This is a genomic window from Comamonas piscis, assembly GCF_014109725.1.
Classification (GTDB): domain Bacteria; phylum Pseudomonadota; class Gammaproteobacteria; order Burkholderiales; family Burkholderiaceae_C; genus Comamonas; species Comamonas piscis.
Genome location: NZ_CP058554.1, coordinates 641,368 through 657,524 on the forward strand (window position 1 = coordinate 641,368; position 16,157 = coordinate 657,524).

The 16,157-nt window shown below is 61.0% G+C and carries 9 protein-coding genes; 4 read left to right on the forward strand and 5 right to left on the reverse strand.

Features of this window, described 5'->3' with window-relative positions; translation table 11 throughout:
• The first annotated feature begins 38 nt into the window (after positions 1-38).
• Both lldD and dld read left to right on the forward strand, forming a co-directional pair.
• On the forward strand, positions 39-1,175 hold the full coding sequence (gene lldD, locus HS961_RS02940) for an FMN-dependent L-lactate dehydrogenase LldD (RefSeq protein ID WP_182326301.1): 1,137 nt from the start codon (positions 39-41) through the stop codon (positions 1,173-1,175).
• Positions 1,176-1,205: 30 nt separating this feature from the next.
• Positions 1,206-2,960 (forward strand): D-lactate dehydrogenase, encoded by a 1,755-nt coding sequence (dld, locus tag HS961_RS02945; protein WP_182326302.1) that lies wholly within the window; start codon positions 1,206-1,208, stop codon positions 2,958-2,960.
• A 35-nt stretch (positions 2,961-2,995) separates the two neighbouring features.
• Here dld and HS961_RS02950 read toward each other — a convergent pair whose 3' ends face one another.
• On the reverse strand, positions 2,996-3,910 hold the full coding sequence (locus HS961_RS02950; RefSeq protein ID WP_182326303.1) for a LysR family transcriptional regulator: 915 nt from the start codon (positions 3,908-3,910) through the stop codon (positions 2,996-2,998).
• 644 nt (positions 3,911-4,554) lie between these two features.
• Between HS961_RS02950 and HS961_RS02955 the strand changes: the two genes are divergently transcribed.
• The gene (locus tag HS961_RS02955; RefSeq protein ID WP_238347760.1) at positions 4,555-4,809 is read left to right on the forward strand and encodes a hypothetical protein; all 255 of its coding nucleotides are present in this window, start codon (positions 4,555-4,557) and stop codon (positions 4,807-4,809) included.
• A gap of 67 nt (positions 4,810-4,876) precedes the next feature.
• Here HS961_RS02955 and HS961_RS02960 read toward each other — a convergent pair whose 3' ends face one another.
• The 3 genes from HS961_RS02960 to HS961_RS02970 form a co-directional block, all read right to left on the reverse strand.
• Positions 4,877-6,292: a CitMHS family transporter gene (locus tag HS961_RS02960; RefSeq protein WP_182326305.1), complete on the reverse strand. Its 1,416-nt coding sequence runs from the start codon at positions 6,290-6,292 to the stop codon at positions 4,877-4,879.
• A 201-nt stretch (positions 6,293-6,493) separates the two neighbouring features.
• The gene (locus HS961_RS02965) at positions 6,494-6,745 is read right to left on the reverse strand and encodes a TIGR04438 family Trp-rich protein (protein WP_182326306.1); all 252 of its coding nucleotides are present in this window, start codon (positions 6,743-6,745) and stop codon (positions 6,494-6,496) included.
• Positions 6,746-7,813: 1,068 nt separating this feature from the next.
• The gene (locus HS961_RS02970; protein ID WP_182326307.1) at positions 7,814-8,113 is read right to left on the reverse strand and encodes a hypothetical protein; all 300 of its coding nucleotides are present in this window, start codon (positions 8,111-8,113) and stop codon (positions 7,814-7,816) included.
• A gap of 1,198 nt (positions 8,114-9,311) precedes the next feature.
• On the opposite strand from HS961_RS02970, the gene HS961_RS02975 reads away from it, so the two are divergent.
• Positions 9,312-13,178 carry a DUF5979 domain-containing protein gene (locus tag HS961_RS02975; protein WP_182326308.1) on the forward strand — a complete coding sequence of 1,289 codons (3,867 nt, stop codon included), beginning with the start codon at positions 9,312-9,314 and terminating at the stop codon, positions 13,176-13,178.
• A gap of 1,317 nt (positions 13,179-14,495) precedes the next feature.
• Here the strand turns inward: HS961_RS02975 and HS961_RS02980 are convergent.
• Positions 14,496-15,752, reverse strand: coding sequence for an Ig-like domain-containing protein (locus HS961_RS02980; RefSeq protein ID WP_182326309.1), 1,257 nt, complete (start codon positions 15,750-15,752; stop codon positions 14,496-14,498).
• Positions 15,753-16,157 lie beyond the last annotated feature (405 nt).

Here is a 16,157-nt window from a genome sequence, read left to right on the forward strand (position 1 = left end):
AGCCCCGAGACAAACACCCCAGCCCTGAGAGCGCCACCATGATCATCTCTTCCGCATCCGACTACCGCGCCGCCGCGCAAAAGCGCCTGCCGCCCTTCTTGTTCCACTACATCGATGGCGGCGCCTATGCCGAGCAAACGCTCAAGCGCAATGTGGCCGACTACGCCGATGTGGCGCTGCGCCAGCGCGTGCTCAAGGACATGAGCCAGCTCGACACCAGCATCGAGCTGTTTGGCGAAAAGCTCTCCATCCCCGCCATCCTGGCGCCCGTCGGTCTGCTAGGCATGTTTGCCCGCCGGGGGGAGGTGCAGGCATCGCGCGCCGCAGCCGCCCACGGCATTCCCTTCACCCTGTCCACCGTCTCGGTCTGCCCGATTGAAGAGGTGGCACCCGGCCTGGGCCGCCCGATGTGGTTCCAGCTCTATGTGCTCAAGGACCGGGGCTTTATGAAGAACGCGCTGGAGCGCGCGCAGGCCGCCGGCTGCTCCACCCTGGTGTTCACCGTCGATATGCCCGTGCCCGGCGCCCGCTACCGCGATGCGCACTCGGGCATGAGCGGCCCCAATGCCGCACTGCGCCGTTACTGGCAGTCCGTCACCCACCCGGCCTGGTCCTGGGATGTGGGCTTGAACGGCCGCCCGCACGACCTGGGCAATATCTCCGCCTACCGAGGCAGCCCCACCGGTTTGGCCGACTACATCGGCTGGTTGGGCAGCAATTTTGATCCATCGATCTCCTGGAAGGACCTGGAATGGATCCGCGATTTCTGGAAGGGCCCGATGGTCATCAAGGGCATCCTCGACCCAGAAGACGCCAAGGATGCCGTGCGCTTTGGCGCCGATGGCATCGTGGTCAGCAACCATGGTGGCCGCCAGTTGGATGGGGTGCTGTCATCGGCCCGTGCGCTGCCGGCCATTGCCGATGCGGTCAAGGGCCAGATCAAGATCCTGGCGGACTCGGGCATCCGCAATGGCTTGGACATTGTGCGCGCCATCGCCTTGGGGGCTGATGCCACCTTGCTCGGCCGCGCCTTTATCTATGCGCTGGCCACCTCGGGCCAGGCCGGCGTCAAGCACCTGCTGGAGCTGATGGAAAAGGAAATGCGCGTCGCGATGACCTTGACCAGTGTGGCCAAAGTGGCCGATATCAACGGCGACCTGCTGGTGCGCCCCTAAACCCCGACCAGCCCTCGACCCCGACCTGCCATGACCGCTGCCCCCACCACCCCCGTCTCGCGCGATGCGCTGCTTGCCCAGCTGCGCGCCGCCGTCGGCCCCGCCCATGTGCTGACCGGCGACCAGGCCACGCGCCGCTTTCGCAAAGGCCACCGCACGGGTGAAGGCCCTGTGCTGGCCGTGGTGCGCCCGGCCAGCTTGTGGGAGCAGTGGCAGGTGCTGGAGGCTGCTGTGGCCGCCGACCGCATTGTCATCATGCAGGCGGCCAACACCGGGCTCACCGGCGGATCGACGCCCGACGGCAGTGGCTATGACCGCGAGATTGTGCTGATCAACACCTTGCGCATCACCGGCGTACAGGTCATCAGCGATGGCGCTCAGGTCGTCTGCCTGCCAGGCGCGACCTTGGACAAGCTGGAGCAGGTGCTGGCACCCTTGGGGCGCGAGCCGCATTCGGTCATTGGCTCGTCCTGCATCGGCGCCTCGGTGCTGGGCGGCATCTGCAACAACTCCGGTGGCTCGCTGGTGCGGCGCGGCCCGGCCTATACCGAGCTGGCGCTCTATGCCCAGGTGCAGGCCGACGGCACGCTGGCGCTGGTCAACCACCTCGGCATTGCGCTGGGCGCCACGCCGCAAGAGATCCTCACCCGCCTGCAAAACGGCGACTACCACGAGGCCGACATTGCACACGATGCGCAGCGCGCCGCGTCCGATCCGCGCTACGCCGCCGCCGTGCGCGATGTGGACCAGGATTCGCCCGCGCGCTTCAATGCCGATCCCTCGCGCTTGTTTGAGGCCTCGGGCTCGGCCGGCAAGCTCTGCCTGTTTGCGGTGCGGCTCGACACCTTCCCCAAAGTGCCCAGCACCGTGTTCTACATCGGCAGCAATGCGGCCGATGATTTGACCGAGGTGCGCCGCCATCTGCTCACCGCCTTGCCGGAGCTGCCCATTGCCGGCGAGTACATCCACCGCACCGCTTACGACATTGGCGAGCGCTACGGCAAAGACACTTTCTTACTGATTGACCGCTTGGGCACCGCCCGGGTACCCGCTGCTTTTGCGCTCAAAAGCCGTATTGACGGCTTTTTTGAGCGCCTGGGTGTGCGCGGGCTGAGCGACCGCGTCATCCAAACCCTGACCCAATGGCTGCCCAGCCACCTGCCAGCGCGTATGCGCCAGTGGCGTGAGCGCTACGAACACCATCTGCTGCTGCGCGTCTCCAACGACACGGCTGAGGCCACGCGCGCGTTTCTGGCCAGCTATTTTGGCGGTAGTGCCAGTGGCGCTTGGTTTGAATGCGATGCCGACGAAGGCCGCAAGGCCTTTTTGCACCGTTTTGCGATAGCCGGTGCCGCCATCCGCTACCGCGAAATCCACCGTGCGCAGGTGGAAGACATCGTCGCGCTCGATGTGGCGCTGCGCCGCAATGACCGTGCATGGGTGGAGCAGCTACCGGCCGATGTGGAGGCCGACATGGTGCACAAGCTGTACTACGGCCATTTCTTCTGCCATGTTTTCCACCAGGACTACATCGTGAAGAAGGGGGTGGACCCGTTGGCCATGGAGCACCGCATGTGGGCGCTGCTGGATGCACGCCGGGCCGAGTACCCGGCAGAACATAACGTGGGCCACCTCTATGTGGCCAAGCCTGCGCTGGCGGATTTTTACCGTAGCCTGGACCCCAGCAACAGCTTCAACCCCGGCATTGGCCACACGGCACGGGGCAAGAACTGGGAGGCTTGCTGCGATCGGCCAGGCGGCTGGTCCAAGGCGTACTCAGAATAGCTGGCGCGTGCAAGCGACGGGGTGGCGCTGGCCGCTCAGAGCGTGTCGCACAGCAAGTCCCAGAAACTTTGCACCAGCAACGGTGTATCGGCCCGTTTGCCATGCTTCATCAGGCAAATCTTGCGGGCCAGATGCGGGCGGCTGACCGGCAGGTAGCACAGCTGCGGGTCGGCCAGCGCCTGCTTGTTGAGGCTGGAGATCACGCCCACCTTCAGGTCGTTGTGCACCACCGCATACAGCGATTCGATGGACCACAGGTTCTGCGGCGTGTTCATGTTCACGCCCTGGGCCTTGAGCGTGGCGGCAATCATCTCGTAGGTACTGCCCCGGCGCAAAACCACCAGTGACTGGTCCTTCAAATCGCGCCAATACAGCGTGGCATGCTGCGCCAGCGGATGGCGTTCGGAGACGGCGACCAGGATCTCATCGGTGGCAATCAGGCGCGAGTCGATGTGCGCTGGCGTGTCGAAATGCAGGCCCACCGCGATATCGGCATCGCCCTGTGTGATGGACTGGGCCAGCGTGTCGCTGTGCATGTCGTCCATCTGGAACTGCACCTCCGGGTAGTGCGCTTGAAACTTCGCCATATACGGGGCAATCCACTGCAGGGCCGAGGGAATGCAGTGGATGCGGATGACATGGCTGCGGTGCTGCAGGCGCTGCAGCATGTCGTCCATCCCCTGGTCAAAGGTGGCAATCATCCAGCTGACCTGCGCGCGCACCGATTCGCCCGCTGGCGTGAGCCTGACGCGCCGCATGCTGCGGTCAAACAAGGTGGCACCCAGGGTGATCTCCAGCTCGCGGATGGCGGAGGAGAAAGCCGGCTGGCTCATCTCCAGCGACTCTGCAGCCTGGGTGAAGGTGGGGTGTTCGGCAGCTTGCTTGAAACAGCTGAGTTGCCGCAACGTGGGGATGGGGGCCGATCTCTGCGGCTGGAATACGTGCGTCATGTCGAATTCATTTTTTCAAATCGTATTAAATTATCCAATTGTAAATATCTATGCAATGCAGCTTTTACTAAAAAGTAAGAAATTGATGGATATCCAGTGGTGCTCTTAGCCCCATTCCGCATGGCAGACGCGCGAAACGGGTGCTGACTTATGCGGTTAAAAACCATTAGGCATGGGGTTTTTACTGGTTTACATGCGAGCGAGACTGGGTTGTTTGGAGGAAGTGCAGCAGCCAAAAATTCCGTGAAAACGCGCTGGCATAACATTTGTTAAATTTATTGATTGTTATTTTTGATAGATGTACTTTATCATGTAAGTTGGTTTTTTAGCGCAGGTTCTCGCCGGGTCAACGCGCCGGTGTTGGCAGTTTTGGCGATGGGCCGAGCGCATGCAACGCGGTGCCGTCAGCGATGTCGGCCGCTTTCGCAACGGGGGCCAGGCAAGTGCTTACCGGCAGTTGCAGCGGCATTGATGTACCGGTGCGCCGATGCGCCGGTGCGTCGATGCGCCCGTCTCGCCTAGCGCAGCAACCTCCCCGTACTTTTTGTGATCCGCATCTCCGTGCTGCAGCCAACGCCACCCGCTCGCAGGGGCTTGCCTGGCGGCGCGGCGCTGCTTTTTCTGTGATGAACTCAGCTATGAAAATGACCGCAATTGATTGGAACCAGGCGCCAGAGAACGCGCGCTGGTGGGCGATAGATGGCGATGGCCATGCCTATTGGTACTGCATGCCGCAGATTGCAACGGCGACCACGTTCTGGTTCTCTGCGCGCCAGCCGGCCCCCAGCTTTGGCTATGCCCGCGATTTCCGCGTGTCGCTGCAAGAGCGGCCACCGGCAGTGGATGTGTCCTACCCCGCGCCCGTGCAAGTGGCAGCGGCGCGTCTGCTGCGCCGCTGAAGGGGCTTGGGGTGCCCACGCAAAAACGGCGCCCGAAGGCGCCGTGTGCACAGATCCTGGTGGACGCCTAGATGATGCCCAGGAAGCAGGTCGCGGCCAGCAGCGACAGCGACAGCCCCCAAATCCAGAAGAACGAGTAGCGGATGTGCTGGCCCGTCGACAGCTTGGCCAGGCCCAGGCCCATCCACAGCGCGGGGGAGAACGGCGAGACAAAGGTGCCCACGATGCTGCCGATGATCATCGCGTAGCCCGCTGATGTGGGCGCCACACCGGCTTGGCTGGTGATCTGCTCGACGACGGGGAACAGCGCAAAGTAATAGGCATCGGTGCTCAGCACCAGCTCCAGCGGAATGCCGATGGCGCCAATCACCAGGTGCAGATAGGGCAGCAGCACCGCAGGCAGCACATCGACCAGCGCCACGGCAATGCTGTTGAGCATGCCCGACTCCTTGAGGATGCCCAGGAAGGTGCCAGCGGCCAGGATGATGCTGGCCATCATGATCGCACCGCCCGCATGCGCGTTGATGCGCTCAATCTGCATCTTGGGTTGGGGGTAGTTGATGACCAGGGCCACGCACAAGGCAATCATGAAGGTATAGCCCGGTGGGAACAGTCCCATCACCAGCACCGCCAACGTGAGCAAAAACACCAGCGCATTCACCCAGCGCAGGCGGGGGCGTAGCAACTGAGCACGCGCCTCATCGGCCGCTCTTTCTGCCGCTTCCTGGATGGCCAGCTCGGTGGCGCCATGGGGTTGCAGTGCGGCGGCCAGGCCGTCTACCGGCGTAGGGGCAAGTGCGGCTCCATGGCTGGCTGCCAACGCGGTCTGCGCGCCTGCGTCGGCGCTGTCATCGCCTTGCTCCATTGCGCGGATGCGGCGCTGCTCACGCAGGCCCAAAAACACCGCCATGGCCAGCAGCATCACCAGGCCGATGGCCTGCACCGGAATCAGCGCACGCCACAGCACAACGGCATCCATCTCCAGCACCGTGGCCACCCGGCCCACCGGGCCGCCCCAGGGCAGCATGTTCACCACGCCCGCACTGGCGGCCAGCAGCAAAAACAGCAGATACGGGCTCATCTTGAGCCGGCGGTACAGCGGCAGCAACGGAGGCACCACCAGCAAAAAGGTCGATGCGCCGGCGCCATCGAGCTGGGCCACCGCCGATATCAGCACGGTGCCCACCGCCACGGCAATCACATTGCCGCGGGTGATGCGCACCATCGCGCGTATCAGGGGGTCAAACAGGCCCACATCGTTCATCACGCCAAAGAACAGGATGGCGAAGATGAACATGGTCACCACCTGCACCACCGAGCTGATGCCGTGGCGGTAGAAGGCGTTGATCTCTTCAGGGCTGAAGCCGGCCACGAGCGCGCCGACCAGGGGAACCAGAACCATGCTGATGACCGGAGAGACTTTCTCGGTCAGCAGCAAGGCGACGATGACAACAATAATGGCCAAGCCAATCAAGGTGAGCATAGGGACTTACTTCTTATAAGACGTGGGGGGTGGTGGCCCATACCCATGCAGGTATGCAGCCGGCGGGCTCAGAGCGGCCCACAAGGCCTGGTGACGGACCGACCGACGCCTGGCAGTGCTTGTGGCGTGGCCTGGGGCTGGGGCGGTGTCTCCTTGGCAAACTGGGGAGGGGGTGGTTTGCCGGGGCCGTGTGGGCCGTTCTTATCTGCTGCCTGGCCTTTTCTGGGGGTTGAATTTGAAAAGGCCCTTGTCTCTCACGTAGCGGGCAGATTGCTTGCGGGCATTGCGCGCCCGGGTTCGTTTGTGGGTGTAGCCGGACCAGTCGGCCCAGAGCTTCCACAGCAGGGCCATGAACGAGGGCAGCAGCACCTCGGGCCAGAGCCAGCCATCAACGGGTGGCACTTCATAGATTTTGAGCATCAGCACGCTGACAGCAAAGATCAGGAGGTACATGGCAGGGCAAAGGGAGCGCGCTGGTGCTGCTGGGCGCTGAAAGGGCCGGTACCTGTGTGGACGGCGAACCTTTCAACGGCAGCTGCAGCGCAAGGCAGGTGGTGGCTTGGGACAAGGCCAGAACACCTGCCGGGGTTGAACAAGAAAGCCAGGCCGCCTGATTGCCGGGGAGCAAAGGCCACACCCCACACCTTGCAAGCCTGAGAGATGCCTGCCTGGCCTGCGCCGGGCTGCGGCCAAGGCGGAGGGAGAAGCAAGCGCTCGCAAATTATAGCTTTACGCTAAGAAAAACATTAAATAAATCATTAACAGCTATTGTTAATCGTCTGCGGTGCCGTGCCGAGGCGCTGACTTGACCGCCCCAGGCCAGGGCATCGCGCAGCCAATTTTTGCAAGAGATGGGGGCCTTGGCAGTTGCTTCTGTCGCAGGGCGAGGTATTGCCAAACACCCTGTGCTGGCATGTTCCTGAGGGAAGGGCTGGTAGCGCTCAGTGGCCAGGAATTAACCGCCATCCAACACCCCGCAATGCCCTCTATGTCCTAGTGGCATATAGGGTTTGGTTTTCAGAAGTTAACGAATCGATTCCTCTGAATAAACACATTCAGAAAAATAGTAATCAATCAGATATGAGCAAGCTGCTGTGACAAATTAGCAATGCCTGCATCCTATAAAAAGCAACGATAAAAATAAAATTCAGTGTTTTCAATGGCTTCTGAATGCGGTTATTTCGTCATCCTAAGCGTCTCTTTCTGCAAACATAAACCTATCGTTACAAAATAAACACATGCATGATTTTGGACATTCTGAGCTCATATGTGAACCGTTTTGTCGCTTTAGGTTGGTGGGAACGCACGCGCACTTTGCTAGCAGCCATCGCAAGACAGATAGGCGATGCAGCGCATTTAGCGGGGTGGTAAATGGGGTGCAAAAGGCATCCATAACAGGGTGGGTAAACCCGTGGACGAGGGCCTCCATACCTCAGCAATGTCAACTTTTATAAACCTTTGGCGAGTTGGTGGTTTTCACGCCGCCAGTTGCTTCGGGTGCTACTTTTTGGAGGCGAGACCTTAGAATTCTGAAATATTAATATTTTCAATGGATGGAGTGGTTATGATAAAAAACTGCATCAATTTGCTAAGGCCAGGGGCGTCGCCCTCGGCGCTCAACGCCCCTGAGGCGGCAACCCCCAAGCGGGCTGCGCCCCGCATTTCGGCAATCGCCCCCACCTTGCTGGCCCTGGCCGGCTTTTGCGTGTTGGCGGCCCCTGCGCATGCCGCCATTGGCATCACCAGCGTGGTGGTCAGTGCTGATGGCACCATCCCTTTCGATGCCGATAACAACCCCGGCAACGACAGCGGTGCGCTCAATGGCGTGGTGCGTTCGCAAGACACGGTTCTGTACACCGTCAACTACAACGCTTCGGACACCACCAGCAGCGTGATCACCGCGACTTTGTCTGCTGGCATGCGTTGGGATCCGACGGTCACGGCCGCCACGGTCTGTAATGGACCTAGTGGTGGCTCGTTGAATGCTGACCGCAATGTGCTGACCTGTGATCGCCAGCCTGCCACTCCAGGGGTGGAGTCTTTCCAGCTGTTGGGTTGGGTGGGCGCGGTAGCCAATGGCGCGGCAGTGACGATGACGGCAGCGTCGGGTGGCACAACGGCTACTTCGACGCCTGTGACGGTGTCGGCTACGCCGAAAACTGACACCCGAAATCGAGTGGAAGTAGCCAATATCGTGCGTGTGGAGAGTGCACCAGGCTCAGGGGTTTGGTTGCGCCGAATGCCTTTGGTAATCAGCCTCGGGGCAGTACTTCCAGCCAGTGGCCACTTCAAAGGTTACGAGGCTCTGCAGAATCCATTTTCGATTACGCTCAAAGTGCAACCTGGTGCGTTCGTCTCAACATGCCCCATCGGAACTACGTGTAGCCAGCCCGGCGGTCCAGGTACAGATGTAACGGTGCAATTCAACAACCGTGTTACGCATTTTTTGGACGCAGCGTCTGTTGGGGGATATGCGGCCAACTGGCGTCAAACCGCAGCTGTTGAGGTGCGAATTGATGTGCCTGAAGTACCGAACTTTCCAGCAGGTGTGCAGAGCTACATCACGGCACAACTGACGGATTTCGCACCTCAAGGTTTGTCAGGTCAGCCCAATGTGGTGCCTGCGCCGGGTTACGAAGCCGGCTTTACTTGCCCAGTGAACGCGGCCATCAATAATGCGCAAACCTGCCTTAGCGCGTCAATCAATCGCACACAGACGGTGCAATTGCAACCCAGCGGTGGAACAGCATTTGATAGTTCTAACTTTCTGTACAACGATGGTCATGGATTTGCGCAGGGGTTTGAGAAAGTGCTGCCGGGTCAAAACTTTTTCGCTCTGGTGGGTTTGGCTAATCAGAGCGTTTCCGAGCAAGCTGCTACGGACACACAATCTTGCGTGACATGGGATCCAACATTGCTGGAGCTGCGTGCTGCGTCGACCCTCAAGTTCAGCAACGTGACGCTGTTCTATCAGCCACTTAATCTGACTCAGCCTGACGTTGCCCCCGCAGATATGGTGATGGAGTATTCTGCACAGCCTTATGCCGACGACGCAGCACGCCGTGCTGCCAATTGCGGTGTAGCTGGCGATGGCAGCCCACTGTGGACCAGCGACTACGCGTCGTTGCCGGCTAATAGCATTACCAGTGTTCGTTATCTCTACCGCCCAGATCTGGCGCCGGGCCAAACAGTTGGCTTGGTCATGCCGCTACAGCGCAGCACCAGCGCTGCATCGTTAGCGCTGGCGGACAATGCTCCTTTGCCTTGGTTCCGGCAGTACTTCACCGATGCATCCGGTCGTGTGTATTCCACCTTTAATGGCAACAGTGCCTCAAATGGCATTGGCGGTGGCTATGTGCAGGCCGCGTCAGCACTGGTCCGCCACAGCATTGGCATGCCTGCGAGTGTGGCGCCGGGCGATCTCTTCCCGATCACCGTGACGCCGCGTACCATTGGTTCGCCCATCAATGGCCTGAATGCCGTCTCGCGCAATGTGGAGATCACGCTTGATTTCCCCAATACCTATATCCAACCGCTGGAGTCATCGATTGCTCCGGCCTTGCCGCCTGGTGCGACCTACACGCTGACGCCCGCCAACCTGGGCGTTGATGGTTTGCCTGGAACGGGTGACCCTGGCGAGGCACCTGCCAAGCTGGTACTGCACCTGAATGACCTGGCTGCACCAGGGGGGGCTGTTGGCCCGACCCCGCACCAAGGTCATGTCACGGTCTATCCACCGATCACCTTCCAGGCGCAGGCCGCGTACGTATCGCCGGTGGGTGCTTACCCGCTGGTGGGTTTGGTAACTGCCACTAACGACCTGAGCTTTGGTGACTGGACTGGCGTAACCAACATCGCCCCCGTTGCACTGCTGCAAGACCGCACCGAACGCGTCAGCACCACGGTCTCCGGCGTCGCCGGCTTCCAAATGAGCAAGGCGCTTGTCAGCGGTGGTACCGAGGACAACAGCGACCCCGCCAACCCGGTGATCCGTATCACTGCTGGTCAGCCGTTTGGCTATGCGATCTCGTTCGGCAATGCCACCTCGTTGGCCAAGGGCCAGCTGCGCATGGTTGATTTGCTGCCTTTTGATGGTGACGTCCGCGGCACCACGGGCCTGGGCCCGCTGCAGATGCTGACGGCAGACGGCGCCATGGCCAACGCCGGCCAGGGCACGATTGGTATCGAGTACACGCTCACGCCATCAGCGACGGTGCAAACCCAACTGCAAATAGTGGGCAATGAGGATGCGGCCACCGGCGTCGCCTGGGTGGCCTACATGCCTGGTGCTGTCTTCCCCGCCGGCGTGACCGCCCTGCGCTTTACCACCAGCTCGACCCTGCAGCCTGGCTACAGCGGCATTGCCAACCTGACGATGCGCAGCACCCGGCCGCTGACCCCAGCGACCACGCTGTTCAACGACGTGTTTGGCCGCGAGTTGGTCGCCAACGGCCTGGTGCTGACGGCCAGCGGCCGGGTGGCGCTGGCTGGCCAGGCGGCTGCCAGCCTGGTGGGTACCGTGTTCAACGATGCCAACATGAACAACCTGCCTGACCCGGGTGAAGCCGGCATTGCCGGTGTGACCGCCACCTTGACCTGTGTGGCAGGCCCTGCTTGCACGGCCGGCGAGGCGCACAGCGCAGTGACCGATGCCACGGGTGCCTACAGCTTTGCGCCGGGCGCCACGGTTGATGGGGTAGCCAACTTCCCTGGCTTGGCCAGCGGATCCTGGACTCTGAGCATTGCACCCGCTGCCGGTTGGGCCAATGTGGGCTCTACGGCGGGTACGGTCAACGGTGCGGCATCCGGCACGGCCGCGGGCCGCAGCATCAGCGGCATTGTGGTGCCCATCGGTGGCACGGCGATCGACTACCTGTTTGCCGAGCAGGAGCTGGGCGACCTGACCATCAACAAGGCGCTGACCTTGCCTGGTGGTGTGACCGGTCCGTTTGACTTTGCGTTTACCGCCACCTGCGACCTGCCCACGGCAGGCTCGGTGTACCCCGCCACCCTGTCGGGCTACCCCACCAACACGGCAGTGACGATTACCGACCTGCCTGCTGGCGCCAACTGCACGGTGACGGAAGACACGCCTTTGCCTACCGCTCCCGCCATGTACGAATGGGCCGCACCCAGCACCCCCGCTGCGGTCGTGGTGCCTGCCAACAGCAATGTGGCAGTGACGGTGACCAATGCGCTGAACCCACTGCTGGGCAGCATCACCATCACCAAGGATCTGACCTTGCCGGGTGATGCCCCTGGTCCGTTCACCTTTACCTACACGGCGACCTGCGATCTGCCAACGGCCGGCTCGGTGTTCCCTGCCAGCCTGACGTACCCGACCGCGACGTCGACCACCATCCCGAATGTGCCCGCTGGTGCGCAGTGTGTGGTGGCAGAAGGTGCATTGCCAACCGCCCCCGCGAACTACACCTGGGGCCCCGCGGCTGCCAACGCCAATGTGACCGTGCCGCTGAATGCATCGGCCCCGGTGACGATGGCTAGCACCCTGGTTCGCGTGCTTGCTGGTATTGAAGTGACCAAGACCCTGGCTTTGCCTGCCGGTGTGACGGGCCCCTTCAGCTTTGGCTTTACCGCTACCTGCAACCTGCCAACCCCAGGTTCTACCTTCGGCGCGACCTTGGCGAACTACCCGACCAACACGCGGGTGACGATCCCCGGTATCCCATCGGGTGCCAGCTGCGCGGTGACGGAAAACGCGCCGCTGCCTACAGCGCCTAATGGCTACGAGTGGGGCGCTCCAAGCGTGCCTGCGGCGGTGACGGTGCCCAGCTCGGGTGTGGCTTCGGTGGGTGTGACGAATACGCTGATTCAGCAGTTCGGCACGATCACCATCAACAAGACGCTGCCGCTGCCTGCGGGTGTGACGGGTCCGTTCAACTTCACCTACACGGCGACCTGCGATCTGCCAAGCGCCGGCACGGTGTTCCCGGCGAGCTTGACCTACCCGACGGCGACGTCCACCACCATTGCCAATGTGCCCGCTGGTGCACAGTGTGTGGTGGCCGAAGGTGCACTGCCCACGGCTCCGACCAACTTCAGCTGGGGTCCTGCGGCTGCCAATGCAACGGTGACGGTGCCTGCCAACAGCGATATCGCGACCACGATGGCCAGCACCCTGGTGCGCCAGCAAGCCGGTATTGAAGTGACTAAGACCCTGGCGTTGCCCGCCGGTGTGACAGGCCCCTTCAGCTTTGGCTTTACCGCGACCTGCGACCTGCCTGCTGCCGGTACCACCTACACCGCGACCTTGGCCGACTACCCGACCAATAACAAGGTGACCATTGCCAACGTGCCTGCTGGCGCGAACTGCACGGTGGTGGAAGACCAGCCCTTGCCCACGGCGCCGACCAACTACGACTGGGCAGCACCTTCGGTGCCCGCCCCCGTGGTGGTGCCTGCAACGGGTGTGGTGGCTGTGGGTGTGACCAACGCGCTGACGGCCAAGCAAGGCAACATCCAGGTCAACGCCACCACGACCTTGCCTGATGGCGTAGCCGGCCCCTTCAGCTTTACGCTGACCGCGACCTGCGACTTGCCTACCGCTGGCACCGTGCACACCGCGACCCTGACCGCCCCACCTGGCGCGATGGCGATGATCACTGGCGTGCAAGCCGGTGCCCAGTGCACGATGACGCAGACCACGCCGGACGCCCCTGTGGGCTACCGTTGGGCAGACCCTGCGTTTGACCAGACGACGGTGACGGTGGAAGCCGATACCGACATGCCTGTGGCTTTGGCCAACAGCTTGACCCGCATGCAAGCGGCCAATCCTGTGCCGGTGCCTGTGGACAGCCGCGTTGCGCTGCTGTTGCTGGCCATGTTGATGGCGGCTGCTGCTGGCTTGCATATGCGCAAGCGTTAAATCGGAAGGACAGCAGGGCGGGCCACTCCGCGCTGCTGTCTGAGCGATGCGAGTGAGAACCGGGGCTTCGGCTCCGGTTTTTTTGTTTTTAGCGTTGCCGGCGTGTGTCCGCAATGCTCTTTTCTTTTTATAGGCGGTAGCTTTAGCTTTAAAGCTGCTGGCCGGATTTCGCCCGGCGGGCGAGGTACTTTTCTTGCTCAGCCCCGGATCGCCGGCCGAAGAAAAGTACCCAAAAGAAGGCTGCCCCTGCTGCTTGCGTCCCTTCGCTTTGCGAAGGGCAACCTGTGCCGTGGCGTTTGCGGGGTGTGCCGCGAAACTCACTACGCGCCGTAGGCGCTCCGTTCGGACAGACGCGGCAAGCTAGTTGACGAAGCACTGGCACTCTTCGGTGCCAGCGCCACCCCGCAAACACCACGCCCCAGGCGCATGCAAAAGGGGGGATTCGAGATAGCTTCTTTGGGTGGTGGAGGACTTGGTCCTTTGCGGTGGAGTGCGGCTCCCGGCTTGCTTTCCGCTGGGCTTTTTTTTGCCGTTGTTTACTACTGCGTAGGGCAGCTGGCCGGGTCTCGCCCCGGCGGGCGAGGTACTTTTCTTGCGCGGCCAAGAAAAGTACCCAAAAGAAGGCCGCCCCTGCTGCTTGCGACCCTTCGCGTTGCGAAGGGCAACCTGTGTCGTGGCGTTTGCGGGGTGTGCCGCGAAACTCTCTACGCGCCAAGGCGCTCCGTTCAAACAGACGCGGCAAGCTAGTTGACGAAGCGCTGGCACTCTGCGGTGCCAGCGCCACCCCGCAAACGCCACGCCCCAGGCGCATGCAAAAGGGGGGGATGCAGAAAACAGCCAACAGCCAACAGCCAACAGGTCGTCGCTGCGCTCGGCCAGTTTTCGGGGCCGAGCGCAGCGATGGCCCATGTTTGCTCAACCCCCTTCTGAATGCGCCGAGGAGCACAGGGTATGGGCTGGGCAGTTGCACCGCAGAGTGCAGCTGCATCGTGAACTGACTCACCGCGTCTGTTTGAACGGAGCGCGCAGCGCGTAGTGAGTTTCGCGGTGCAGCCCATACCCGAGCACCACAGGTTGCCCGCAGCGAAGCGAAGGGACGCAGTCAGCAGGGGCAGCCTTCTTTTGGGAACTTTTCTTGGCTGCGCAAGAAAAGTGCCTCGCCCGCCGGGCGAACACCGGCCAGCAAAACTAAGCAGCGCCGCAGGCCCATGCACAGGCAAACACTCGCCAAAGAACAAGCCAAAGAACAAGCCAAAAAAATGCCCCAGGCAAAAGCCACGGGGCATCCAGCTCAGTGCTTATCTAAAAAGCAGGCACTCAAACCAGCTTGCGGCGAGCAAAGCCCAGCAACAACAACCCCAATCCTGCCAACACCAAAGGATTTCCCACTGGCACCGCCTTAGGCACCACCACAACCGGCGCCGTCACCTCCAACGTAACAGTAGCCGTAGCGCATTGCGTCGCCTGCACCGTACTGCAGATCTCGTAGCTCACCGTATAAGCACCCGGTGCAGCAGAAGAAGCCACCAGCACATTGCCATCCGGCGTCACCGTGATGCCTGCAGGCCAGGTGCCCACAGCCGCCAAGGTCACATTGCTCGTCGTGGCCGGCGCGGCATCGACCGTGTCGTTCGTCAGCACATTGATGGCCGTCACCGTGCCGCTGGTCGGGCGGGTAACGGCAGGCGCCGAGTCATCGACCGCGTCGACACCGATCAGCTGCACACCACCAATGCCCTTGAAGGCAAAAATATAAGTATTGGGCGTCCCATCCGTGTTCGGGGTGCCGGGTGGGTTCTGGCTGGGTTTGCCCAGCGAATAGGCTTCGGCGCCAAAGGTGGCCAAGGCTGCCAGGGCATCGACCTGGTTACCTGCTGCGCCGTAGCCAATAGTGAACTCCACCTTGGCCCCGGGGGCGATGGTGCCGAAGTTGAAACGGAAGTGCGCGCCATGGTCCTCAGGGCCACTGTCCTCAATATCCTGATTGGTAAACAGAATGCCGCTGTCGGGGTTCAACGGGTCGGCATTGTGAAAACCGTTGTCGCTGGAGAAGACCAGGGCAGTACTGCTACCGCGCTTGATCGTCGTGTATTCGCTGAACGCAGTGGGAAACACATCCCAGTCCATCGCGCGGCCATACAGGGCTTCGACCGGCGCGGAAGAGATGTTCTCGATGGTGACCTTGACCTCGTAAATGTTGCTCGTGCTCGAAGGCGCAAAGGCGTGGGTGACGCGGAAGGTGCCAAAGGCATTGGCCACAGCGGTAGCGGTCGTGGCCGTTGAGGTGAAAGACTCCGAGGTGATCCCTTGAATACCGACGTTGGCGCCGGTGTAGCCCGAGGTATTGCTCACTGCATCGGCCACACCCCATGCCTCGCAGTAGCATCCTGGCGTCAGCCCATCTGCACCACTCGTCAAGTAAGTGATGCCCGTGAGCGGGCTGATCTCGGTGGGCATCAGCGAGCCATCATTGCGAATGCCCATGCGCAAGGTACCGTTCTCGATATTCGCCTGCGCCAGCACGATGGCCGGCAAGCTAACCAGCATCCCCGCCAGCAGTTTTCCTAATTTCATGCTCTCACCTCATCTAGTATTTAAATTTATGATGAGGTTTTTTATCATAGTTATAAAGAATGTGAAAATTACTATACAGAATTTCTCGTATTAGTAAGAGCCGATGAAAAACATGGGCTTAGGCAGTTATTTGGCGTTATTTTCAAGAAGCGTGCACTCATTCACATTTGTCAAAGATTGTCAAAATCTCACGAATCTTAAAACTTGATATAGGTCAAAAAATAGGGTTTGATGCCATTTAACAAATGCCACGGATTGCTTGTTTATTAGCCAATGTATAAATAAACAGATCTTCTTGGCACAGGCTGCAGCTCCGAGAAAACCTGCAAATAAGTGCCATTGCACAAGCACGTGCAAGTTTCTGTGCTCCTAAAAAATTCGCCTTTTCTAGATGTGAAAGTAATA